General features: G+C 70.0%; 23 protein-coding genes and 2 rRNA genes. 3 read left to right on the plus strand and 22 right to left on the minus strand.

Annotation, left to right across the window (positions count from 1 at the left end):
- Window positions 1–25 precede the first annotated feature (25 nt).
- Window positions 26–802 carry a group I intron-associated PD-(D/E)XK endonuclease gene (locus tag ACFFC4_RS06545; RefSeq protein WP_375498958.1) on the plus strand — a complete coding sequence of 259 codons (777 nt, stop codon included), beginning with the start codon at window positions 26–28 and terminating at the stop codon, window positions 800–802.
- On the opposite strand, the gene der is transcribed toward ACFFC4_RS06545, so the two are convergent.
- From der to ACFFC4_RS06630, 17 genes are all read right to left on the minus strand, one after another.
- A complete protein-coding gene (gene der / locus ACFFC4_RS06550; RefSeq protein ID WP_375498960.1) occupies window positions 780–2,138 on the minus strand; it encodes a ribosome biogenesis GTPase Der in 1,359 nt (452 codons plus the stop codon). The two genes, ACFFC4_RS06545 and der, sit on opposite strands and share 23 nt — an antisense overlap.
- The gene (locus ACFFC4_RS06555; protein ID WP_375498962.1) at window positions 2,135–2,800 is read right to left on the minus strand and encodes a lysophospholipid acyltransferase family protein; all 666 of its coding nucleotides are present in this window, start codon (window positions 2,798–2,800) and stop codon (window positions 2,135–2,137) included. Before ACFFC4_RS06555 ends, der begins: the two co-directional genes overlap by 4 nt.
- Window positions 2,800–3,483 (minus strand): (d)CMP kinase, encoded by a 684-nt coding sequence (gene cmk / locus ACFFC4_RS06560; protein ID WP_375498964.1) that lies wholly within the window; start codon window positions 3,481–3,483, stop codon window positions 2,800–2,802. Before cmk ends, ACFFC4_RS06555 begins: the two co-directional genes overlap by 1 nt.
- 33 nt (window positions 3,484–3,516) lie before the next feature.
- Complete coding sequence (gene aroH / locus ACFFC4_RS06565; protein ID WP_375498966.1) at window positions 3,517–3,879, minus strand: chorismate mutase; 363 nt, start codon at window positions 3,877–3,879, stop codon at window positions 3,517–3,519.
- Window position 3,880: 1 nt separating this feature from the next.
- Entirely contained in the window at window positions 3,881–4,657 is a 777-nt protein-coding gene (locus ACFFC4_RS06570; RefSeq protein ID WP_375498968.1) for a pseudouridine synthase, read from the minus strand.
- The gene (gene scpB, locus ACFFC4_RS06575) at window positions 4,650–5,345 is read right to left on the minus strand and encodes an SMC-Scp complex subunit ScpB (RefSeq protein WP_375498970.1); all 696 of its coding nucleotides are present in this window, start codon (window positions 5,343–5,345) and stop codon (window positions 4,650–4,652) included. Before scpB ends, ACFFC4_RS06570 begins: the two co-directional genes overlap by 8 nt.
- On the minus strand, window positions 5,342–6,184 hold the full coding sequence (locus ACFFC4_RS06580; protein ID WP_375499038.1) for a segregation and condensation protein A: 843 nt from the start codon (window positions 6,182–6,184) through the stop codon (window positions 5,342–5,344). The genes scpB and ACFFC4_RS06580 overlap by 4 nt, the downstream gene beginning before the upstream one ends.
- A gap of 62 nt (window positions 6,185–6,246) precedes the next feature.
- On the minus strand, window positions 6,247–7,158 hold the full coding sequence (locus ACFFC4_RS06585) for a ParA family protein (protein ID WP_375498972.1): 912 nt from the start codon (window positions 7,156–7,158) through the stop codon (window positions 6,247–6,249).
- Between the two features lie 121 nt (window positions 7,159–7,279).
- The gene (gene xerD / locus ACFFC4_RS06590) at window positions 7,280–8,239 is read right to left on the minus strand and encodes a site-specific tyrosine recombinase XerD (RefSeq protein ID WP_375498974.1); all 960 of its coding nucleotides are present in this window, start codon (window positions 8,237–8,239) and stop codon (window positions 7,280–7,282) included.
- Window positions 8,239–8,850, minus strand: coding sequence for an NUDIX domain-containing protein (locus tag ACFFC4_RS06595; protein ID WP_375498976.1), 612 nt, complete (start codon window positions 8,848–8,850; stop codon window positions 8,239–8,241). Before ACFFC4_RS06595 ends, xerD begins: the two co-directional genes overlap by 1 nt.
- 89 nt (window positions 8,851–8,939) lie before the next feature.
- On the minus strand, window positions 8,940–10,649 hold the full coding sequence (locus ACFFC4_RS06600; RefSeq protein ID WP_375498978.1) for a CTP synthase: 1,710 nt from the start codon (window positions 10,647–10,649) through the stop codon (window positions 8,940–8,942).
- 130 nt (window positions 10,650–10,779) lie between these two features.
- The gene (locus ACFFC4_RS06605) at window positions 10,780–11,691 is read right to left on the minus strand and encodes a copper transporter (protein WP_375498980.1); all 912 of its coding nucleotides are present in this window, start codon (window positions 11,689–11,691) and stop codon (window positions 10,780–10,782) included.
- Entirely contained in the window at window positions 11,688–12,866 is a 1,179-nt protein-coding gene (steA, locus tag ACFFC4_RS06610) for a putative cytokinetic ring protein SteA (RefSeq protein ID WP_375498982.1), read from the minus strand. The genes ACFFC4_RS06605 and steA overlap by 4 nt, the downstream gene beginning before the upstream one ends.
- A gap of 76 nt (window positions 12,867–12,942) precedes the next feature.
- Window positions 12,943–14,808, minus strand: a complete 1,866-nt coding sequence (recN, locus tag ACFFC4_RS06615; RefSeq protein ID WP_375498984.1) for a DNA repair protein RecN — start codon at window positions 14,806–14,808, stop codon at window positions 12,943–12,945.
- A 90-nt stretch (window positions 14,809–14,898) separates the two neighbouring features.
- On the minus strand, window positions 14,899–15,801 hold the full coding sequence (locus tag ACFFC4_RS06620) for an NAD kinase (protein WP_375498986.1): 903 nt from the start codon (window positions 15,799–15,801) through the stop codon (window positions 14,899–14,901).
- Entirely contained in the window at window positions 15,798–16,646 is an 849-nt protein-coding gene (locus tag ACFFC4_RS06625) for a TlyA family RNA methyltransferase (protein ID WP_375498988.1), read from the minus strand. The genes ACFFC4_RS06620 and ACFFC4_RS06625 overlap by 4 nt, the downstream gene beginning before the upstream one ends.
- Before the next feature lie 4 nt (window positions 16,647–16,650).
- On the minus strand, window positions 16,651–16,773 hold the full coding sequence (locus ACFFC4_RS06630) for a hypothetical protein (RefSeq protein WP_375498990.1): 123 nt from the start codon (window positions 16,771–16,773) through the stop codon (window positions 16,651–16,653).
- A 218-nt stretch (window positions 16,774–16,991) separates the two neighbouring features.
- Between ACFFC4_RS06630 and ACFFC4_RS06635 the strand changes: the two genes are divergently transcribed.
- Window positions 16,992–17,327: a sterol-binding protein gene (locus ACFFC4_RS06635; protein WP_375498992.1), complete on the plus strand. Its 336-nt coding sequence runs from the start codon at window positions 16,992–16,994 to the stop codon at window positions 17,325–17,327.
- Between the two features lie 62 nt (window positions 17,328–17,389).
- On the opposite strand, the gene ACFFC4_RS06640 is transcribed toward ACFFC4_RS06635, so the two are convergent.
- A complete protein-coding gene (locus tag ACFFC4_RS06640; RefSeq protein ID WP_375498994.1) occupies window positions 17,390–18,475 on the minus strand; it encodes an HAD-IIA family hydrolase in 1,086 nt (361 codons plus the stop codon).
- Window positions 18,476–18,578: 103 nt separating this feature from the next.
- Between ACFFC4_RS06640 and ACFFC4_RS06645 the strand changes: the two genes are divergently transcribed.
- The gene (locus ACFFC4_RS06645; protein WP_375498996.1) at window positions 18,579–19,874 is read left to right on the plus strand and encodes a DUF1015 family protein; all 1,296 of its coding nucleotides are present in this window, start codon (window positions 18,579–18,581) and stop codon (window positions 19,872–19,874) included.
- Here ACFFC4_RS06645 and ACFFC4_RS06650 read toward each other — a convergent pair.
- The 4 genes from ACFFC4_RS06650 to ACFFC4_RS06665 all read right to left on the minus strand — a co-directional run.
- Complete coding sequence (locus ACFFC4_RS06650; protein ID WP_375498998.1) at window positions 19,855–20,193, minus strand: single-stranded DNA-binding protein; 339 nt, start codon at window positions 20,191–20,193, stop codon at window positions 19,855–19,857. The genes ACFFC4_RS06645 and ACFFC4_RS06650 overlap by 20 nt on opposite strands.
- Window positions 20,194–20,312: 119 nt before the next feature.
- A complete protein-coding gene (locus ACFFC4_RS06655) occupies window positions 20,313–20,960 on the minus strand; it encodes a hypothetical protein (protein WP_375499000.1) in 648 nt (215 codons plus the stop codon).
- Window positions 20,961–21,749: 789 nt separating this feature from the next.
- A 5S ribosomal RNA gene (gene rrf / locus ACFFC4_RS06660) occupies window positions 21,750–21,866 on the minus strand.
- A gap of 111 nt (window positions 21,867–21,977) precedes the next feature.
- Window positions 21,978–22,361 (minus strand): 23S ribosomal RNA (locus ACFFC4_RS06665); the annotation flags it as partial.

A 22,361-nucleotide genomic window follows, 5' to 3' on the forward strand; every position in this document is an offset into this window, starting at 1 on the left:
CGACCCGGCCCATAACGTCATCGACATGTCGACGCGCGCCGAGCACACGGTCGAAGAACTGGCCACTGCAGTCGCGTCGTCTCGCTCCTGGCGCGGCGTGCTGCGGGCGCTGGGTCGACCGGATACGTCGGCCGGGACCTTCCGGGCCGTCCGACGGCAGGTGGACGCGTTGGGCATAGACCACAGTCACTTCACCGGGCAGCGCAGATGGTCGGACTCGCAGCTCGCTACGGCTATCGCCACGGCTGACTCGTGGCGCGAGGTGCTCGTTCGCCTCGATCTGTCGGACGGCGGCGGGAACCTTTCCGCGGTCCGCGGTCACGCCGCTCGGTTGTCCCTCGACCTCACCCGGCTCGACCGTCGGCCCGTTCCCGAGACCCAGACCTTCGATGCCCCAGCTGACCCGGCGCACCTGAGACGCGCGGGAACCATGCTCGCTGCAGCGTGGTTCACCCTGCACGGGTACGCCGTGTCCTGGCCTTTCGAACCCTGTCGCTACGACCTGCTGGTCGAGTGCGAGCGCGGCGCGACGCAACGCATACAGGTCAAGACCACAACGCATACCCGGTCCGGCTCGCCGCTCGTCGGGGTATCTGCCTCACGGCGCCGCGGACGTGCCGTCTACCTGCCCGACGAGATCGACCTTTTCTTCATCCTGACCGGCGAGCTCGACGCCTACCTCATCCCGATCGACGCGGTGCTCGGAATGCCGCAGCTGTCACTGGCGCGCTACGCCGCGTTCCGCGTCGCCGAGGGCGGGCGGTGGCTCGAGGCGCCGGTCAGCGCTGGCGCTTCTCCCTGACCTTCACCGAGATCTCGATCGGCGTGCCGGTGAAGTCGAAGTCCTCGCGCAACCGCCGTTCCAGGAAGCGTCGATAACCGGCCTCGAGGAATCCGGTCGTGAACAGCACGAACCGCGGCGGACGGGTGTCGGCCTGCGTCGCGAACAGCACGCGCGGCGCACGGCCCCCTCGGGCCGGTGGCGGGGTGGCCGCCAGGATGTCGGTGAGCCAGGTGTTCAGCCGTCCGGTGGACACCCGCCGGTCCCAGGACTCCAGCGACGTCTGCAGGCCGACGGCCAGTTTCTCGACCGCACGTCCGGTGCGGGCCGAGACGTTGATGCGCGGCGCCCAGGCGACCCGGGCGAGGTCACGCTCGATCTCGCGGTCGAGTTGCTCGCGGCGGTCCTCGTCGACGAGGTCCCACTTGTTGAACGCGATGACGAGCGCGCGACCGGCGTCGACGACGTCGGCGATGACCCGCTGGTCCTGCTCGCTGAGCCGCTCGGAGGCGTCCAGCAGCACGACGGCAACCTCAGCGGCTTCGATGGCCGCAGCTGTCCGCAGACTCGCGTAGTACTCCATGCCGCTGGCCTGATGGACGCGCCGCCGCAGGCCGGCGGTGTCGACGAACTGCCACGTCTGGCCCCCGAGTTCGACCAGGCTGTCGACGGGGTCGATGGTCGTGCCCGCGACGGAGTCCACGACCGAGCGGTCCTCGCCGGTGAGCTTGTTGAGCAGACTGGACTTGCCTACGTTGGGCCGGCCCACCAGCGCCACGCGACGCGGACCGCCCTCGACGTCGGTATCGGCCGGCGCGTCGGGCAGCCGGTCGAGCACAGCGTCGAGCAAGTCACCGCTGCCGCGCCCGTGCAGCCCGCTGACTGGGAACGGCTCGCCGAGCCCGAGCGACCAGAGCTCGGCGGTGTCGGACTCGAGGCGCTCGTCGTCGACCTTGGTGACGGCCAGCACGACCGGACGCTTCGCCCGGCGCAGCGTGCGGGCCACGGTGAGGTCGGTCTCCGTGGCGCCCGTGCGCCCGTCGACGACGAACATCACCAAGTCGGCGGTGACGACGGCCCGCTCGGCCTGCGCCGACACCATCGCCTGCAACCCGCGGGCGTCCGGCTCCCACCCGCCGGTGTCGACGAGGGTGAAGCGGCGCCCGTTCCACAACGCGTCGTAGGCGACGCGGTCGCGGGTGACGCCCGGGATGTCCTGCACGACGGCTTCGCGGCGACCCAGGATGCGATTGACGAGCGTCGATTTGCCGACGTTGGGGCGCCCGACCACAGCCACGACGGGCGCGGTGGGGATTACCTCGTCGTCGGTGTCGACGTTGTCTGGAGTGTCGGTCATGCGGCGGTCCTCGTCCCGGTCGGCGCGCTCTGCGTGACGAGGTCGGCCAGCGCCAGGCGGATCCGTTCGGTGGCGGCGGCCACCGTGCGTCGATTCAGGGGCAGGGCGTCGGGGTGCCGGGCGAACGGCACCGCTGGTCCGAACACCATGTGTGCGCTCGGCCGCGGCCACCGGTGCTGTAGCAGATCACCGGTGCCGTGGCAGGCCACCGGCACCACTGCTGCGCCCGAGCGCAGCGCCAGGTAGGCGGCGCCCGGTTTGGCGGTGCTCGCCAGCCCGTCGCCACGTGAGCCCTCGGGGAAGATGCCGACGACGCCGCCTGTACGCAGCAGCTCAAGAGTGAGCCGGATCGGCGCGCGGTCGACCCGTTGGCGCACCACGGGCACCTGTCCGGCGCCGCGCAGCAGCGGCACGAGTGGGCCGACGAACGCCTCGTCCTTGACCAGAAAGGTCACCGGCCGGGGCGCGAAGGCGAAGATCAACGGCCCGTCGAGGGCGGAGCGGTGGTTGCCGGCCAGCACGACGGCTCCGGTGGCCGGGACGTTCTCGAGCCCGATCAGCTGCACCTGACCCAGGCCGTGCGCGAGGCGGCGGCCGATCGTCTGCCGGCGGCGCAGGGCGGCGGAGCCGGTGATCCGGTCCGCCAGCGTGGGGGCATACATCAGTCCGCAGAGTTCGTGACGGCGTTCGCCAGCTCGACGAGCCGGTCGACGACCTCGCCGATCTCGAGGTCCGTGGTATCGAGCTCAATGGCGTCGGGCGACTGGGTGAGCGGGCTGGCGGCGCGGTTGCTGTCCAACCGGTCCCGGCGGGCGATGTCGGCGGCGATCGTGGCGACGTCGGCGCCGAGTTCACCGGCCCGCCGCCCGGCCCGCGCTTCGGGGCTCGCCGTGAGATAAACCTTCGGACGGGCGGTGGGCCAGACGACCGAGCCGATGTCGCGACCCTCGACGACGATGCCGCCGTCGCCGATCAGCTCACGTTGCGCCGCGACCAACTGTGCGCGCACGGCGGGTACGGCCGACACCGCGCTGACGGCGGCCGTCGTCCCGGGGCTACGGATCTCGCTGTCCACGGCCTCCCCGTCAAGGTGCACGGATACGGCCGTCGGATCCGTCGAGATCTCGATCTTGGCAAGTTCGACGACGCCGATGACGGCGACGCTGTCGTCGAGCTCGACGCCTGCGCGCAGCGCGGCGACGGTGGCTGCCCGGTACATCGCCCCGGTGTCGAGGTAGCGGGCCGAGAGCCGTTGCGCCAGTTGCCGGGCAACGGTCGACTTGCCGGTACCCGAGGGGCCGTCCAGGGCCACGACACCGGTGAACGGCGCGGGTGGGGTGTGCACAGGTCGAGGATACGGACGACCCGTCACTGGCGCCTACTGCGGCAGATCAGTACGCAGCGCCGCGGCCCCGCGCAGGTAGACATGCCGGATCTCGGCCCTCGGGCGAGTCGTCTCGACGTGTGCCATCAACCGCAACACGCGGGGCATCGCACCCGGGACGGCGATCTCCGTGGTGCACAACAGTGGCACGTCGACGAGGCCCAGCAACCGGGCCGCGTAGGCCGGGAAATCGGCGTCCAGATCGGGCGTGGCGGTGAATACGATGCTGATCAGATCAGCCGGGTCGATCTCGTTGCGAGCCAGCACCTCGGTCACCAGCTCCGACGTCCCCTGCAGGATGTCGTCGCGCTCGTTGGCGTCGACCTGGATCGCGCCACGCACCGCCCGTACCGCCACGTCAGTCACCCGTTTCCGTTTCCTCGATCGGTTCCGACGCCGGCGCGGTCTCGGCCAACCGGTGCAGCTCGGCCAGCTCGGTACGCGTCAGCGGGCGCAGCGTGCCGACGCGCAGTGCGCCGAGGCGCACAGGCCCGATGCGGGTGCGGACGAGTCGCGACACCGGGTGTCCAACCTCGTCCAGCATCCGGCGCACGATGTGCTTGCGGCCCTCGTGCAGGATCACCTCGACGATCGCCTGGTCACCCTGCGTCTGGACGACCTTGAAGGCGTCGGCCTTCGCCGGGCCGTCGTCGAGCTCGATCCCGGCGAGCAGCCGTCGACCGACGTCCTTGCCGATCGGCCCCGGCACGGTGGCCAGGTAGGTCTTCAGCACCCCGAAGGACGGGTGCATGAGGTGATGAGCGAGGTCGCCGTCGTTGGTGAGCAGCAGCAACCCCTCGCTGTCGTTGTCCAGCCGTCCGACGTGGAACAGGCGCTCCTCGCGGTCGGCGACGAGGTCGCCCACCGTCGGCCGTCCGCGGTCGTCGGACATCGCACTCAGCACGCCGCGCGGCTTGTTCAGCGCCAGGTGAACGAGGTCCCTGCGCACCACGATCCGGTCGCCGTTGACGTGGATGACCGCCGTCTCCGGGTCGACGCGCGCGCCCAGCACCGCGACCTCACCGTCCACGGTGACGCGGCCGGCCGCGATCAGGTCTTCGCTCACCCGGCGCGATCCGACCCCGGCCGATGCGAGCACCTTCTGCAGCCGGATGCCGTCGGGGAGCTCAGCCATTCCCTGACCCGCCGGCTACGTCGTCGATATCGTCGAGTCCGTCGATGTCGGGCAGCAGCGGAGCCAGCGACGGCAGCTCGTCCAGCGAACGCAACCCCATCTTCTCCAGGAACACGTCGGTGGTGCGGAACAGCCCACCTCCGGTGTCGGGGTCCTGGCCGACCTCGACGACAAGCCCGCGGGCGAGCAGCGTGCGCACCACGCCGTCGACGTTGACGCCGCGGATCGCCGACACCCGTTGCCGGGTGACCGGCTGGCGGTACGCGATCACGGCCAGCGTCTCGAGGGCGGCCTGGGTGAGGCGGGTGCGTTGCCCGTCGTGCAGGAAGTGCTCGACGATCTCGGCGTGCTGCGGGCGGGTGAACAGCCGGACTCCGCCGGCGATCTCGCGCAACTCGAAGCCCGCACTGCGCTCGTTGTAACCGGTGCGCAGCGCGTCCAGCGCCTCGGTGATCGCGGCGGTGGTCAGCTGCAGGGACGCGGCGAGGCTCGCGACACTGACCGGTGCCTCGACGACGAACAGGATCGCCTCGAGCGCCGAGGCGAGATCGACGGGGTCGGCCAGGCGCAGCGCGAGGTCGTCCGGCAGCTCGGTGTTGTCGAGCGCCACGGCGTCGCCCGGAGCAAACCCATCGGGTGCGGTGTCGCTCACCGCGGTCGCCCCGCCACCGAAATCCGGGTCAGTCATGCGTACTCCTCGTCGGCGTCGATCGACGCCTCCTCGCTGTCGTCCGTTTCCGAGCTGCCCGTCCAGCGGACCCGCAGCTCGGCGAGCGCGGCAGCCTGATCGAACGCGACCGAGCCGTCGCGGTACAACTCGAGCAGGCCGAGGAAGCGGGCCACCACCTCCAGCGTCAACTGGCAGTCGCCGACGAGCGCCCGGAAAGTCATCGCGCCCTGCCTGCGCAACCGGCTGCGCATGATCGCGATGTGCTCGGTGACACTGATCTGCGGGGCATGCACGTGGTCGGTCAGCACGACAGGCACCGGTTTCGGGGTCAGCGCGCCCGCGGCGATCGCAGCGAAGCGCTGCGGGTCGACGCCGATGAACACCTCGGGCAGCAGCTCGGCGAACCGCGGTTCCAGCTCGACGGCCCGGCCGTGCCGTCGAGCCTGCGCGCGGTCGAGTTCGGCGAAATAGGCCGCTGCCAGCTTGTACGCGCGGTATTGCAGCAGCCGGGCGAAGAGCAGGTCGCGAGCCTCGAGCAGCGCGAGGTCCTCCTCGTCCTCGACCTCGGCTGCCGGCAGCAGGCGGGCCGTCTTGAGGTCGAGCAGGGTGGCGGCGACGACGAGGAACTCGGTGGCTCTATCAAGATCAGCCGAAGTCCATAAGCCAACGCCGGCCAGGTAGCTGATGAATTCGTCGGTGACCTGCGACAGCGCGACCTCGGTGACGTCGAGCTGGCGGCGGCTGATCAGGTTGAGCAGCAGGTCGAACGGCCCCTCGAAGTTGTCCAGCCGGACCCGGAAGGACCGGTCGTCGGGCGCCACCTCGAGCGTCCCGGCGCTCAGCTCCGCGGCGCCCACGTCGTCCAGATAGGCCACGAGCTCGATCTCGTCGTCGAGCGAGGCGACTGTTGGGAGCTCGCTCACGAGCGCGCGATCACTTCGCGGGCCAGCGCACGGTACGCAGTCGCCCCCGCGGAGTTCGGCGCCCAGGACGTGATCGGTTCGCCGGCCACGGTCGTCTCCGGAAAACGCACGGTGCGGGCGATGACGGTCTGGAACACCGTGTCGCCGAACGCCTCGAGTACCCGCGAGAACACCTCGCGACCATGATTCGTGCGGCTGTCGTACATCGTGGCCAGGATGCCCTCGAGGCGGAGCTGGGGGTTGAGCCGATCCTGCACCTTCTCGATGGTGTCGACGAGCAGCGCGACCCCGCGCAGGCTGAAGAACTCGCACACCAGCGGGATGATCACCCCGTGCGAGGCCGTCAGCGCATTGACCGTCAGCAGACCCAGCGACGGCTGGCAGTCGATGAGCACGTAGTCGTAGTCACTGAGCACCGGCGCCAAGGCCCGCGCCAGCGTCTGTTCCCGACCGACCTCGGTGACGAGCTGGATCTCGGCCGCCGACAGGTCGATGTTGCTCGGCAGCAGGTCGACACCGGTGACGCCGGTCTTACGCAGCACGTCGTCGATGTGCACGCTGCGCTCGAGCAACAGGTTGTAGGTGGTGCGTTCCAGCTCATGCGGGGCAATGCCCAGCCCGGCCGACAGCGCCCCCTGCGGGTCGAAGTCGACGAGCAGCACGCGGCGACCGAGCTCGGCCAGTGCCGCCCCCAGATTGATCGTCGACGTCGTCTTGCCGACGCCGCCCTTCTGATTGCACAGCGAGAGGACGCGCGCCGGACCGTGCCGTTGCAACGGCGGCGGCTCAGGGATCTCGCGGTGCGGGCGGGCAGCGGCGGGATCGGTGGGTCCCTTGTCCTTCGCAGAGAACCCGGGTTCGGCCGGGAACAGCGCGTCGGCCGGATCGTCGGGACCCGAGCTGGTCATGTAGTGCGCCGCCCTCCCGTTCCGTCCGATCGCGTCTGAATCTATACCAGCGCAGTCCTGCGCCGACCGCTATCCGCGTGCCCGCGGCTATGCCCCTAGCCGCGTGCCCGCGGCTATGCCCCTAGCCGCGTGCCCGCGGGTGTGCCGTTGCGTAGACCTCCCGCAACCGGTCGACCGTCACCAGCGTGTAGATCTGCGTCGTCGTCACCGAGGCGTGCCCGAGCAGCTCCTGCACGACGCGCACGTCGGCACCGCCCTCCATCAGGTGGGTCGCGAACGAGTGGCGCAGCGTATGCGGCGACAACCCGTCGGCCAGGCCGGCGCGTTCGGCCGCCGTCCGCAGCACCACCCACGCGGACTGCCGCGACAGCGGCCCACCCCGCGCGTTGAGGAAGAACTTGGGGGTGCTGCTGGTCCGGTGTGAGCCCTGCGCCACCAACGCGGGGCGCGCCTGCACTCGATAAGCCGACAGCGCGTTCACCGCATAGGACCCCACCGGTACCCGCCGGTCCTTGCCGCCCTTGCCCCGCAGCAGCACCGTCTCGTCGACGAGGTCGAGATCGTCGACGTCCAGCCCCACCGCCTCCGAGATCCGCGCACCGGTGCCGTAGAGCAGCTCGAGCAGGGCGCGGTCGCGCAGGGCCAGCGTTGTGCGGGCGTAGCCGGCGGCGTCGAGCAACCGTTCAACATCCTCGACGGTGATTGCCTTCGGCAGCCGGCGCGGCGGAGCGGCCGGCCGCACCTCGCGCGAGACATCGACCTGGACCAGCCCCTCACGCAGCGCGAAGCGGTGCAACCCGCGCACCGCGACGACTGCCCGGGCAGCCGACGACGCCGACAGCGGCGCATGGTCGACGTCGCCCTCGCGCAGGTAGGACAGGAACCCGCTCACCGTCGCCGCTTCGACCGCCACCAGCGTGGTCACACCTTGCGCCTGCAGGTAGTCCTGGTAGCGCTCCAGGTCGCGCCGGTAGGAGGTCAGGGTGTTGGCCGCCACGCCGCGTTCCACTGCCAGGTGGTCGAGGAACCCACGCGTCACGGCTGCCGGCGCGTGCCGATCAGCGGTCGACGGTCGCGGCATCAGGCCTGCGGACGGGCCGGCCAGGGCGCGTCGGCCGGGCGCAGGTCACGCCAGTCGGTAGCCCGACCGTGCACGGCCGCCAGCAGCCCGGCGACCGACGCGGCGTTGGTGATGCTGCCCGACAACGCTCGGTGCACCGCCTTCGCCAACGGCTCGCGCTCGACGGTCATCGTCAGCTCCTCGCCGGTCGCCTGGAAGCCCTCCCGATCGACCGGTCGCAAACCGCGCGCCAGGAACACCCGCGACGCCTCGTTCGAGAAGCCGGGCGAGGAGTACAGGTCGAGCAGGACGTGCCAGGTGTCGGCCTCGAGCCCGGTCTCCTCGCGCAGCTCGCGCCTGGCAGCGTCCACCGCGGGTTCACCTTCGACGTCGAGCAAGCCGGCGGGCAGCTCGTCCAGCCGGACCCGGACGGGGTGGCGGTACTGGTTGACGAGCACCACCCGCCCCTCGTCGTCCAGGGCGAGGATCACGACCGCACCCTGGTGATCGACGACCTCGCGGATCGACGTCGAGTCGTCGCTCATCCGCACCGTGTCGCGGTGCACGGTGATGATGCGGCCCTCGAAGACGGTCTCGGAGTCGACGAGCTCGTACTCGTCCTGCTCGCTCATCGACTCTCACCCCGACCACTCGCTTCGCTCGGGCCCGGCCTCGCGCCGATAGGCGCGATCACTCTGTTCGCTCCGCAAGCGTCGCTCATCTAGACCTGCACGCCGGCCGGCTCCGGGTCGACCGCGGTGAGCTCCGGGATCTCGACCGGCAACCGCTCGGCGTCGTTGTAGTCCAGCGCGGCACCGATGAAGGCCTTGAACAGCGGGTGCGCGCGTGTCGGGCGGGACTTCAGCTCCGGGTGCGCCTGGGTAGCGGCGTAGAACGGATGGACGTCGCGGGGCAGCTCGACGAACTCAACGAGCCGACCGTCGGGCGACTCCCCCGACACCACGAGCCCGGCCGCCTCGAGGCGTTCGCGGTAGGCGTTGTTGACCTCGTAGCGGTGCCGGTGCCGCTCGGTCACCGACGTCTGCCCGTAGGCCTCGGCGACCACCGATCGCGGCACGAGCGCCGCCGGGTACGAGCCCAGCCGCATGCTGCCGCCGAGGTCGGCCTCGCCGGCCACCGCAGCGACCTGGTCGGCCATCGTGGCGATCACCGGCTCGGTGGTGTCGGGCGCGAACTCGGCAGAGTTCGCATCGGTGATCCCGGCAAGGTTCCGCGCGGCCTCGATGACCATGCACTGCAGGCCCAGGCACAGTCCCAGCGCGGGGATCCGCCGCTCGCGCGCGTGCCGCAGCGCACCGACCTTGCCCTCGATACCGCGAATGCCGAACCCGCCCGGGACTATCACGCCGTCCAGTCCCTGCAACGCGGTGGCGGCACCCACCGGCGTGTCGCAGGAGTCCGACGGGATCCACCGGATGTTGACCTTGGCGCGGTGGGCGAAGCCGCCGGCGCGCAGCGCCTCGACCACGGACAGGTAAGCATCGGGCAGGTCGACGTATTTACCGACGAGGCCGATGGTGACGTCGGAGCGAGGGTTGCGCACCCGGTCGAGCAGGTCGCCCCACACCGTCCAGTCGACGTCGCGGAACGACAGCCCGAGCCGACGCACGACGTAGGCGTCCAACCCCTCGGCGTGCAGCACCTTGGGGATCTCGTAGATGCTTGGTGCGTCGACGGCAGCCACCACGGCCTCCGCGTCGACGTCGCACATCAGCGCGATCTTGCGCTTGAGACCGTCTGGCAGGTCGCGGTCGGCGCGGCACACGATCGCGTCCGGGGCGATACCGATGCTGCGCAACGCCGCCACCGAGTGCTGCGTCGGCTTGGTCTTCAGCTCGCCGGACGGTGCCAGATAGGGCACCAGCGACACGTGCAGGTAGAAGCAATTGTCGCGGCCGACCTCGTGCCGGACCTGCCGAGCGGCCTCCAGGAACGGCAGCGACTCGATGTCGCCGACCGTGCCGCCGATCTCGGTGATGACGACGTCGGGCACCTGGCCATCCGGGCCGGGATCGCCCATTGCCCGGATGCGGTCCTTGATCTCGTTGGTGATGTGCGGAATCACCTGCACGGTGTCGCCGAGGTACTCGCCGCGCCGCTCCTTGGCGATGACGCTCGAATACACCTGACCCGTCGTCACGTTGGCCGAGCCGACGAGATCGGTGTCGAGGAAGCGCTCGTAGTGCCCGATGTCCAGGTCGGTCTCGGCGCCGTCCTCGGTGACGAAGACCTCGCCGTGCTGGAAGGGATTCATCGTGCCCGGGTCGACATTGAGGTACGGGTCGAGTTTCTGCATCGTCACCCGCAGCCCACGCGCCTTCAGCAGCGATCCCAGGCTCGAGGCGGTGAGGCCTTTCCCGAGGGAGGACGCGACGCCGCCGGTTACGAAGACATGTCGGGTGGCGTGCATTCTTCGCGTCGAGTCAGACCGTGTTGACTCAGAGCGTGTTGACTCAGAGCGTGTCGAGTCCTGTGCTGGCAGTCGATCCACGGAAGTTCACGCTAACACGCAGCATGCGCGTCTGAGGCGTGAGGTGGAATCAACTGGCCGGTGCAGGGAACAGGGCGTCGGCGCCGTTCTGCGTTCCGTAGTGCCCCACGCGGCCGCCGATCGCGTCGGCCAACGACAGCACCGCGGAGACCTGCCCAAAGGCGCTGTCGGCGTTGTCGACGGTGGCCACACCGGTGCGGTTGCCGCCCGGCGCACGCACGAGACCGACCAGCCCGCTCTTGTCGGCCGACGGATCGTCACCGGCGACGACCACGTGGCCGCCCTTCTTGGCCAGCTCGTTGACGAATGCCAGCTCGCTGGACTGGGCGTAGGAGTCCTTGGCCATCGAGCCCTTGGCGATCACCACGACGTCGGTGCTGGCCTTGAGTCCCGCGTCCGCGTCGACCATGTGCAACTGGCTGAAGCCGCCGAGTACCTGGGTGAGATCCGAAGGCTGACCCTTGCCGACCAGCACGAAGCCGAGCAGGGCTGCGCTGAGCTGCGCCGGATCGCTGGTCTCGGGCAGCGTGATGTCGATCGGATGGTTGGTTGTCGCCAGCGTGACGATCGCATTGCCCTGGCTGGCGTCGATATAGTCCTTGGTCAGGGACACCTGCCCGCTGACCGTGGCGCCGGCCGCGGCGATCCGGCTGCGCACGCCATTGCGCATCGTCTGCGTCGTCCCGGGCATGCTGACGACCAGCACCGAACGACCCTTCAGTCGGCCGGCGACCAGCTGCGCGCCGTACGTCGACGCGAATTGGCCGGCGTCGCTGACCTGGCCCTGCAGCGACTTGACCTGCGCGGCGAGGCGGTCGCGCTGGTCCTTGGTGTCGTTGACCTGGTTGCGCAGGTCTTTCGTGATCGGGCCGTTCAGGGCGGTGGTGCCCACGACGATGCCCAGCGCGAGCGCCAGGAATACCGCGACGATCGAGACGAGGTGATAGCGAAAAGAGATCACGAGAAGGAATCCTGTACCCAGTTGACGAGGTGGTCCCAGCCGTCGCCGATGCTCGACAGGTAGGTCTGTCCGGTGTCGGACACCGACAGTGCGGCGACGATGGCCACGAAAGCCGCGATCACCAGCAGCAGCAGCGCGGCGGCGGTAACGCGGGAACGGTAGAGCCGGGTGACGCTGCGCGCGTCGACGAGCTTGCTGCCCAGTCGCAGCCGGGTCAGGAACGAGGACGCCATCCCCTGACGACCGCGGTCGAGGAACTCGGTGAGGTCGGCGTGGCTGCCCACCGAGACGATCAGTTCGGCGCCGGCCTCGTCGGCGATCAACAGCGCGGCGTCCTCGCTGCCGCCGGACATCGGAAAGGTCAGTGCGGGAACGCCGAGGTCCTGGACGCGCAACAGGCCCGGCGCCCGCCCGTCAGCGCTGGCGTGCACCACCACCTCGGCACCGCAACCCAGCGCGGTGTCGGACACCGTGTCCATGTCACCCACGATGACGTGGGGGCGCAACCCGGCCTCGATCAGTGCATCGGCGCCGCCGTCGACGCCGACGAGCACGGGCTTGAACTCGCGGATGTAGTGGCGCAGCGCCTTGAGGTCCTTGGCGTGGTTCTGCCCGCGGACGACCACCAGAACGTGCCGGCCTTTCATCCGCGTGCTCAGTTCCGGGATGCCGACTCCGTCGATGAGCAGGTCGTGCTCCCGGTTCATGAACTCGGCGGTGTTGACGGCGAAGGCCTCGAGCTGGGCCGACAGCCCGGTCCTGGCCTCGCTCATCGAGGCCAGGACACTGGCGGCGTCCTGCACGGTGCCGGTGAGTACCGGGTCCTCGCCGATGTACAGCGTGTCGCCGTCGACGCGGATTCGCGTGCCCTCCCTGACTGCGGCGAAGACGTCAGGTCCGACATCGTCGAGCAGCAGGATGCCCTGCGCGACGATGAGCTCCGGCCCGAGGTTCGGGTACCGCCCCGAGATGCACGGCTGAGCATTGACGATGGCCACCGGCTTCGTCTTGATCAACGTCTCGGCGGTGACCCGATCGAGGTCGACGTGGTCGATGATCGCGATGTCACCGGGGTTCAACCGGGTCGCGAGGCGCGAGGTGCGGCGGTCGAGCCGGGCCACCCCGCTCACACCGGGTCGCACCTCGCTGCGGCGGCGCAGGGTTGCGATCTTCATGAACGCCGATGCTGCCACCCGGTGCCGTTGATTCGCGGTTGCCACGCGGGGCCGCTCGTCCGCGATGAGCGGGTGGTTACTCTGCGTGAGCGCGGCGCCGGGCCTTGGCCGCCCGGCGGCCAGGACGTTCGGTGGCGGCGTCGGCGAGCAGCTCCGCCGCGTGTTCGCGAGCGGTCGCGCTGTCGGACCCGGCGAGCATCCGGGCGAGCTCGCGCACCCGCTCGTCGTCGGTGACCACTCGCACGTCGCTCGCGGTGACCCCGGCTGATTTCCCGGCATCTCGCGTATCCACTGCGCCGGGCTTGTCCACTACGCCGGGCTTGTCCACTACGCCGGGCTTGTCCACTACTACGTGCCGGTCGGCGAAGGCGGCGACCTGGGCGAGGTGCGTCACGACCAGGACCTGCCGTTCACGGGCGAGGCGCGCGAGGCGACGGCCGACCTCGACAGCCGCGCGGCCACCCACGCCCGCGTCGACCTCGTCGAACACGAGCGTCGGAACCGGGTCGGTGTCGACGAGGCACACCTCGAGGGCGAGCATGACGCGTGACAGCTCACCGCCCGACGCGCCGCGCCCGATCGGCAGGGCCGGCGCGCCGGGATGAGGGCGCAGCAGCAGCTCAACGTCGTCCGCGCCCTCGGGGCCGACTGCAAGCTCGCGCCCCTCGACCGTCACGACGGCCCCACCAGTACTGACCGGGCGGGGGCGCACGTCGACCTCGACACGGGCGTCGGGCATGGCCAGGCCGGCGAGTTCAGTGCTCACCGCCGCGCTGAGGCGGGTCGCAGCCTCCCGGCGAGCGCCCGACAGGGCGACGGCCAGCTCGGCCACCTGCCCAGCGGCCGCGTCGCGCCGTGCGCGCAGCGCGGCGACGGCCTCGTCGGACACGTCGAGGTCGGCCAGCCGCTCGCGCGCCGCGTCGGCCCACCGCAGCACCCCCGCCAGGCTCGGTTCGGGCTCGTCGCAGTATTTGCGCAACAGGGCGCCGAGCGCGGCGCGGCGCGACTCGATCTGCGCCAACCGGGCTGGGTCGCTTTCCAGACCGGCGGCGTAAGAGCCGAGGTCGGCACCCAGGTCGGCGACGAGCGAGCTCACCTCGGCCAACCGGACGGTGAGCTCATCGAGCTCGGGATCGCCGCCCGCCTGGGAGCCGAGCAACCGGTCGGCCACAGCGAGCAGCGCCAGCACGTCGGCGGTGTCGGCGGCCGGGTCATCGGCGTCGCCCACAAGTGCGTCGTGCGCGGCACGAGCGGCGGAGGTCAGGGCATCGGCCTGTCCGAGCCGGACGGCCTGGCGGGTGAGTTCGTCGGCCTCGTCGGCCTCCGGGGCGACGTTCTCGATCTCGGTGATGCCGTGGGTCAGCAGATCGGCCTCGCGGCGCAGCTCGGCGGCGCGGGCCACCCGGTCGCTCAGCTCGGCATCGGCCCGCCGCCAGCTGGCAAAGGTCTGGGCGTAGTCGCCGAGGTCGAGCCCGGCGTACCGATCCAGGGCCGCGCGTTGGGCCACGGGCCGGACGAGGCGTAGCTGTTCAGATTGTCCGTGCACGGCGACGAGGTGCTCGGCCAGATCCACGAGGACGGTCACCGGCACGCCTGCGCCACCCGCGTGGGCCCGCGAACGCCCGGACCCGCTGACGACCCGGCGCAACAACAATTCCTCGGTCGTACCGGTGTCGCCATCAAGGTCGCCGCCCGCCTCGCGAACCCGCGCAGCGGCGGCCGTTCCGGTTGGCAGCACCAACCGACCGTCGACCGTCGCCTGCTTGGCCCCGGTCCGGACCCGCGCGGCGTCGGCGCGGCTGCCGAACAGCAGCATCAGCGCCGTGACGACCATCGTCTTGCCGGCGCCGGTCTCGCCGGTGACGACCGTCAGTCCGGGGCCGAGGGGAAGCGTCGCCTCCTCGATCACCCCGAGACCGCTGATCCGCAGCTCCTCCAGCACCCCACGAGGCTAACCGCAGGGTGCGCCCGGCAGCGGTACGCGCTGTGGACGACGGTGTTCAGTCCCCCATTCTCGCTCCGCAAGCGTCGCTCAGTCGTCCTCGTCGGGCGGCGGGGGTGAGGCCTCGCGCAGGCTGCGCACGGGCAGCTGGAACTTCGACACCAGCCGGTCGGTGAAGGTGACATCGCCGAGCCGGACGACCCGCACGGGAAGCGCACCGCCCTTGATCCGCACGCGGGCACCGGCCTGTACCGGATACGACCGGCGCCCGTCGCAGCTCAGCACCGCCGCGTGGGTGGCGCTGACCAGCTCGATGTCGACCGTTGAAGAAGGCGCGACGACGAAGGGGCGGGCGAACAGGGCGTGCGCGGCGTTCGGGACGATGAGCATGGCGTCGACGTTCGGCCAGACGATCGGGCCGCCGCTCGAGAAGGCGTACGCGGTGGAGCCGGTGGGCGTGGCGCACAGGACGCCGTCACACCCGAAACGCAGGAACGGGCGCTCGTCGACAGCCACCGCAACCTCCAGCATGCGTTCGCGGTTCGTTCGTTCCAGAGAGGCCTCGTTCAACGCCCAGGCCCGGCTGACGATCTGGCCGTCGACGATGACCTCGGCGTCGACCGTCACTCGCTCGTCGATCTCGAAGGAACCTGCGGTCAATGTGGCGACGGTGTCATCGAGCTTGGCTGGCTCGGCCTCGGCCAGGAATCCGACGTGGCCGAGGTTGACGCCGAGCATCGCCACCCCGGCTGGGCGGGCGAGTTCGGCCGCCCGCAGCAGGGTGCCGTCGCCGCCGAGTGCGATCACGAATTCGCAGTCCTGCGCAGCATCGGCCTCATCCATCACCCGCACGCCGTGGCCGACACACGCCGCCGCCTCGCTCGGCAGCATCCGGACTTCGAAGCCCGAGTCGTGCAGCAGCGACGCCGCGCGGGTGGCGAGCTCGATGATGCGCCGGCGTGAGGTGTGCGCCACGAGCAGCACGGACCTCATGTGGCGGTTCCGGCGGCGGCCCGGTGTACGGCGTCGTCTGCGGTGTCATCTGCGATCACGGTGGCGGTGATCTCCTCAGGGCTCAGGCCCTCGCCGTCGGTTCGACGCAGCCACAGAAAGAATTCCACGTTGCCCGACGGGCCGGGCAGCGGACTGCGCGTTACGCCCTGCGCAGACCAGCCGAGGCCGGCCGCCACACCGGCGACGTGCACCACCGCGGCGGCGCGATGCTGCGGGTTGCGCACGACTCCCCCGGCCCCGAGCCGTTCCCGCCCGACCTCGAACTGCGGCTTGACCATGGGTAGCAGGTCACCGTCGGGTGCGGTGCAGCTCGTCAGGGCGGGCAGCACGATAGGGAGCGAGATGAACGACAGGTCGGCCACGGTCAACCCGGCTGGCCCGCCGATGGTGTTCGCGTCGAGCGTTCGCACGTTGGTGCGGTCCATGACCTCGACGCGCTGGTCGGTGCGCAAGGACCACGCCAGCTGCCCGTAGCCGACGTCGACGGCGACCACGTGTGCCGCGCCGGAGCGCAGGAGCACGTCGGTGAACCCTCCGGTCGAGGCACCGGCGTCCAGACAGCGACGGCCGGTCACGACGATCTGCGGGAACGCTGCTAGCGCGCCGGCGAGCTTGTGCCCACCCCGCGACGCGTAGTTCGGATCGTTGTCGTCGGAACGCACCCGCACCGAGGCGTCGCCGTCGACGCCGGTGGCCGGCTTGCTGGCCGTGACCCCGCGCAGCTCGACCCGACCCTCGGCGATCAGGGTCGCCGCGTGCTCGCGTGAGCGCGCCAGGCCGCGCCGGACCAGTTCGGCGTCGAGGCGCGACAGTCGTCGGGCCATGCGCTCAGGCGTCGTCGATGGCCACGAGCGCGTTCTGCAGCTCGGTGTGCGCGGCCTGGTAGACGTCCGGTTGCTCGTGCAGCGGCAGCTGGTGCACACCGTCGAGCCGGGCCATTGCCGCGGCCACCGGTAACCGTGCGCCCGCGGACCCGGCATCCTCGGGTGGGCCAGCGGATGGCTCGAACGCAGTCACAGGACTCCTGACGTCAGACGATCCGGGTCGGACCGGACCCGTTGCGGCGCCTCGGCTCGACGGTACTGGTTCGGGCCTGCGGTAGCGTCGAAGTTGTTCTGATCATGCGTCCCCAGGTGCCTCGAACCGGTACCGCTGTGAACGGAGTTCCGGTGGCCAGTCTGCAGGAGTGCGAGCAGGCCCTGCACCAACTCGCGGACCGGATGGCGGAAAAGGACCCGGGACAGCGCACGACCGGCTTCGATCGCTCGCTGAGCTGCACGATCCGCGATCTCGGCGCCGTATTCGGCGGCCGGTTGCATGACGGGCTGTTGCTGGACATCAAGCAGGTCGACAAGGCGGCCGGCCAGATCAAGCTCGACCTCACCGGAGACGACCTGGTGGCCCTGGTCGCCGGCTCGCTGAACCTGGCATCGGCCTGGGCCAGCGGCCGGGTGAAGGTCAATGCCGGGGTCCGGGACATGATGAAGTTGCGCTCCATCTTCTGACCCCCGATCGCTCAGCCCGCACATCACCCCACCCGACTCGGGTTCCTGTCGTCGGCGAGCCGCTACTGAGCGTCGATGCGCAGCCCGGCGAGCATGTCGCCCGCGTCGTGGGAGTCGCCGGCAGAAACCACCACCTGCTCTGCCGCAGCGTCTGTTCCCGCCCAAATCGCCGCGCACAACGCTCTGATCGCGTCGAGCTGGTCTTCGCCGTAGCCAGAACCGTCGAGCGAACTCGACTTCGCGGGCCGGCGGTCGACCCCCGCGTTTGGGCGCTGCGCATCGTCGGACACCGAGTCCAACAAGGCCCGGACGTCCGCCTGTCCCGAACGTTCGGCCGACGCCCGCCACCGACCGCAGCGGGCTGCGGATCCATCGACATCGACTTCGGGGTGCACCATCAGGATCTCGCTCAGGTCCTGCCCCAGGTAGGTCGGACGGTGCAGCGCTCCAGCCCGCAAGAGGTCCGACAGCGTGGTCACTCCGGAGAAAACCAGCACGCTGTCGCAGCCGACGGCGTTCGCGCCCTCGATGTCCGTGTCGAGCCGGTCGCCCACGACCAGCGGTGTCGCCGCCCCGGTACGCAGCACCGTCTCGCGATGCATCGTCGGATCGGGCTTGCCGGTGACGATCGGGTCCACTCGGGTTGCAAGCTGCAGGGCCTTGACAAGCGAGCCGTTGCCCGGCAACGGGCCGCGAGGTGACGGGACCGTGGGGTCGACGTTCGTCGCCACCCACGGCACCCGGCGGTTGATCGCCACTGCCCCCTCGGACAGCAGCGTCCAGTCCATGGTCGGTGAGAATCCCTGGACCACGGCATCGACCTGCCCCTGCGCGTCCTGGACCGGCGTCAGCCCTCGCTCGAGGAGTGCCTCGGTCAGGCCGGTGGTGCCGAGCACCAGGACCCGCGCCCCGGCAGGCAGGCGATCGGCCAGGTACCGGGCTGCAGCTTGCGAGGAGGTGATGACCTCTTCCGGCTCGGCGGCGATACCCAGCTCGGTCAGGTGCTGGGCGATGGTCTGCGGAGTGCGCGCCGCGTTGTTCGTGACGAAGGCCAACCGCATCCCGTCGCCGCGCGCCTGTTCGAGCGCCTGTGGCACGCCAGGTACGGCGTCGGGTCCGACGTAGACGACGCCGTCCAGATCCAACATCGCCACGTCGTAGCACTGCGAGAGTGGACGCGTCGAACCGCGCAGAGGAGAGCTCACGGGTCGCATGATTCCACGACCCGGACGCTGCGTACGATCGCCAGACATGAACCCAGACGGCAGCGTCAACGCCGCCGGACTCAGCCAGGGTCTGTCGTTGGCTCCGTTCCGCGCGAGCCGGCCGCACGGTTCGCCGGAGCACATCGCGTCTCTGCTCTGCCCGCCCTACGACGTCATCGATGCGGCGCAGAAGGCCGAGCTGCTGCGCGCCAATCCGGACAACGCGGTCGGCGTGATCCTGCCCGACCCGACACCGGAGGGGTACCGGCGCGCGGCGCAGGACCTGACCCGTCGGGTGCACGACGGCCTGTACGCGGTTGACGACGCACCGGCGTTGTACGTGTACGAGATGAGCGACGGCGACCAGCACACCACCCGCGGGCTCGTCGGCGCGGTCGAACTGCGCGATCCTGCCGACGGAGTCGTCCTGCCGCACGAGAACACCATGGCCGGCCCGGTAGCCGATCGGCTCGAGCTCATGACTGCCACCGACAGCGACCTTGAACCCATCTACCTCGTGTACGACGGCGGCGGCCCGGCGTCGGGGGTCACCCGCGGTGTCGATTCGGCGGAGCCGCTTGCGCAGGCCACCACGCCGGACGGGATCACCCACCGGTTGTGGGCAGTCACCGACCGCGACGCGCACGCGGCCGTGTCCGACGACCTCGCCGGCCGACGCGCCCTCATCGCCGACGGTCACCACCGCTACGCGACCTACCGAGAACGGCAGCGCCGACGACGGGGCATCGACGGCCCGGGGCCGTGGGACCGTGGCCTGGCCCTGCTCGTGGACTCCACCGACTACGGCCCGCAGGTGCATGCCATTCACCGTGTCATTCCCGGTCTGTCGTTCGCCGACGCCGTCGAGCGCCTCGGCGGGTTGGGGCACGCCGAAATGCTCGACACCGCCAGATCGTCCGAGAATCCCGCGCCGCCGCCGGAGGCGGATGGCATGCGAGGTTTCGCGGTGGTGGTCACGGACGGCGGGCAGACTGCCTTGCTCACCGACCCGGACGGGACGCTCCGTCGCGCCGCACAGCGCCCGGGCGACGTGCCGGCATTGAGCGGGCTGGACGTAACCGTGCTGCACCGTGGCCTGATCGAGCGGGCGTGGGGTGTCGTCGACGATGTCGACACGGTGAAGTACGCGCACTCCGTCGACGAGGCGATCCGCGATGCACGTGACTCGGGGGGCATCGCCGTCCTACTTCGCGCGACTCCGGTCGCCGCGGTGACCGCGGTTGCAGCAGCCGGCGCTCGGATGCCACGCAAGTCCACCTTGTTCACACCGAAACCGGCATCGGGCCTGCTCATCCGACGACTCATCGACCAGGACGGGTGAGCCGGATCGTCTCCACGTCGACGGTATAGCGACTGGTCGGGCCGGACTCGCTTCGCCAAAAGCGACGTTGCAGGCTTCCCTTGACCTCCATCTGGTCCCCGGGCGCAGCACGGCCCAGGGTTCGGCGCACCCGCGCCCGGACACTCGCACAGTCGATGCTGTCGACCTTCACCCGTCCGCCAGGACCCCGACTGACGGTCAGGCGGAAGGTGGCCATCACGTCGCCGCTGGGTAGCTCACGGACGACAGGGTCGTCGGCCAGTCGGCCACGCAGGAACACGCAGTTGTCCGCCGCGGGCGGATCCTCGTTCGTTGTCATCTCAGCAGCGTGCCGGTATCACCACGACCGCGACTGTCTGCTTGCGCCGCTGTGGACGAAGCAAGGCTCAGTGGACGGGTAACGGGAAACTGTCAGAGGGCAGTGCTGGGGACCGGGGACTACAGCAGGTCGGCCGCGCGCTGAGCAGCATCAAGTTCACCGTCCGGGTCCAGAGCAGCCGACGCGGCGAACCACGTAGCTGCCTCCTCGGTGCGACCGGCTGCCTCCAATGCGTCGGCATAGGCGTACCAGAGCCGCGCGGAACCCGGTCGCGGCCGATCGCGGTCCAGGCCACCACGAGCAAGCATGGCCAGCGCAGCGTCGAGCTGGCCCAGATCACGCCGTGCGCCGGCGATGACGATGAACAACTCGACGCGGGACTCGGGGTCCAACCGCCCCGCACCCGGGTCGCTGAGTAGGCGTAACGCCTGGGCCGGCCGGCCAAGCGCCCGTTCGCAGTCGGCCATCAACGCTAGGTTGCGCGCATCGCCGCCGATCCGTCGAGCGGTGCGCAGTTCAGTGAGCGCCTCGGCCCATTCCTGCGCGTGATAGGCGGCAACGCCGACGGCTTCACGCACCGCACCGACTCGCGCGGCTCGCGCCCGTGCGGCGCGGGCGAATTCCAGTGCGCGTCGGGGGTCGGTGTCGACCGCCTCGCCCGCGGCGACCAGGTAGCGGGCCACCGCTTCCGCGTTCGGCTTGCTCAGCGATCGCAGTTCAATGCGGACGTCGCGGTCGAGCAGCGACGGGTCGACATCCTCCGGCACCGGTGGATAGGACGACGTCGCAACCGTCGCGTACGCAGGCTTTGCGTTCGGGCGTACGTCGCGCCGCGGATAACGCTGCTCGCGGCTTTCCGGGTTGGTGAAACGTTCTTCGGAGGACAACTGTCGGTCGTTGCCGCGAGCAGGCCGGGACGAGGTCGTCCGACGATCATCAGAGTTTGCACGGAACGGACGCGTGGGTCCGGACCTGCGAGCACCGCGGGCGTCCGGGGTACGGGGGTTACCGCCGCGGCCCTCAGGTTGACGATTGTGACCCTGAGGGTCGGTTCTCCCGCGTGCATCGCCGATGGGAGGGCGCTGACCACCGCCGGCACCACGTGCCGGCTCGTCGCGACGCTGGCCGCCGCGACGCGGCTCGGTGCTGTTCCGGTGGCCGTCGGAGCCGCTGCGGGCCACGTCCGTTGTGCGCGGGCCTCGACCACCACGTGCACCTGAACCCCCATGGCCGACCCCCGAGCGATCGACCGGGTACGCGTCGGAGTCACGATTCGACCGAGGCCGCTCGGCCGAGTGTGGTCGGAAATCGCCTGACCGGGCAGGTCTTGCGCCCGATCGGTGGGCAGGCCGCCCGGCCGAAGTTCCCGACGCCGAGCCGCGCGACGAGGCACTACCGGCATCGTGGCGTGGGCCGGAGGACTTTGAGACGTCGGGGGTGCGCTTGGCGCGACCCGGAACCGATCGGTCTGATGTTGACATAATGCAATTTCCTATCCTGGACACAAATGCAATGAGGGCCACCCGGTAAGCCGGGCGGCCCTCATTGGAAATTGTGTCCGGCGACGTCCTACTCTCCCACGCAGTGGCCCGCGCAGTACCATCGGCGCTGAGAGGCTTAGCTTCCGGGTTCGGGATGGGACCGGGCGTTTCCCTCTCGCTATGGTCGCCGAAACTCTATGGAGATATGGCCCGCACCGTCTTTCTTCAAAGACGGGGACCGCACCTCGGGAACTGCACAGTGGACGCGTAGCAACACTGACCGAAGTCAGCGAAGATTGTGTTTGTGGTAAGTCCTCGGCCTATTAGTACCGGTCAGCTGCACGTGTTACCACGCTTCCACTTCCGGCCTATCAACCCGGTGGTCTAGCCGGGGGCCTTACTCCATAAAGGATGGGAGATCTCATCTTGAAGCGAGCTTCCCGCTTAGATGCTTTCAGCGGTTATCCCTTCCGAACGTAGCCAACCAGCCGTGCTCCTGGCGGAACAACTGGCACACCAGAGGTTCGTCCGTCCCGGTCCTCTCGTACTAGGGACAGCCCTTCTCAAGTCTCCTGCGCGCGCGGCGGATAGGGACCGAACTGTCTCACGACGTTCTAAACCCAGCTCGCGTGCCGCTTTAATGGGCGAACAGCCCAACCCTTGGGACCTACTCCAGCCCCAGGATGC

The organism is uncultured Jatrophihabitans sp., assembly GCF_964244045.1.
Lineage (GTDB): Bacteria > Actinomycetota > Actinomycetes > Mycobacteriales > Jatrophihabitantaceae > Jatrophihabitans.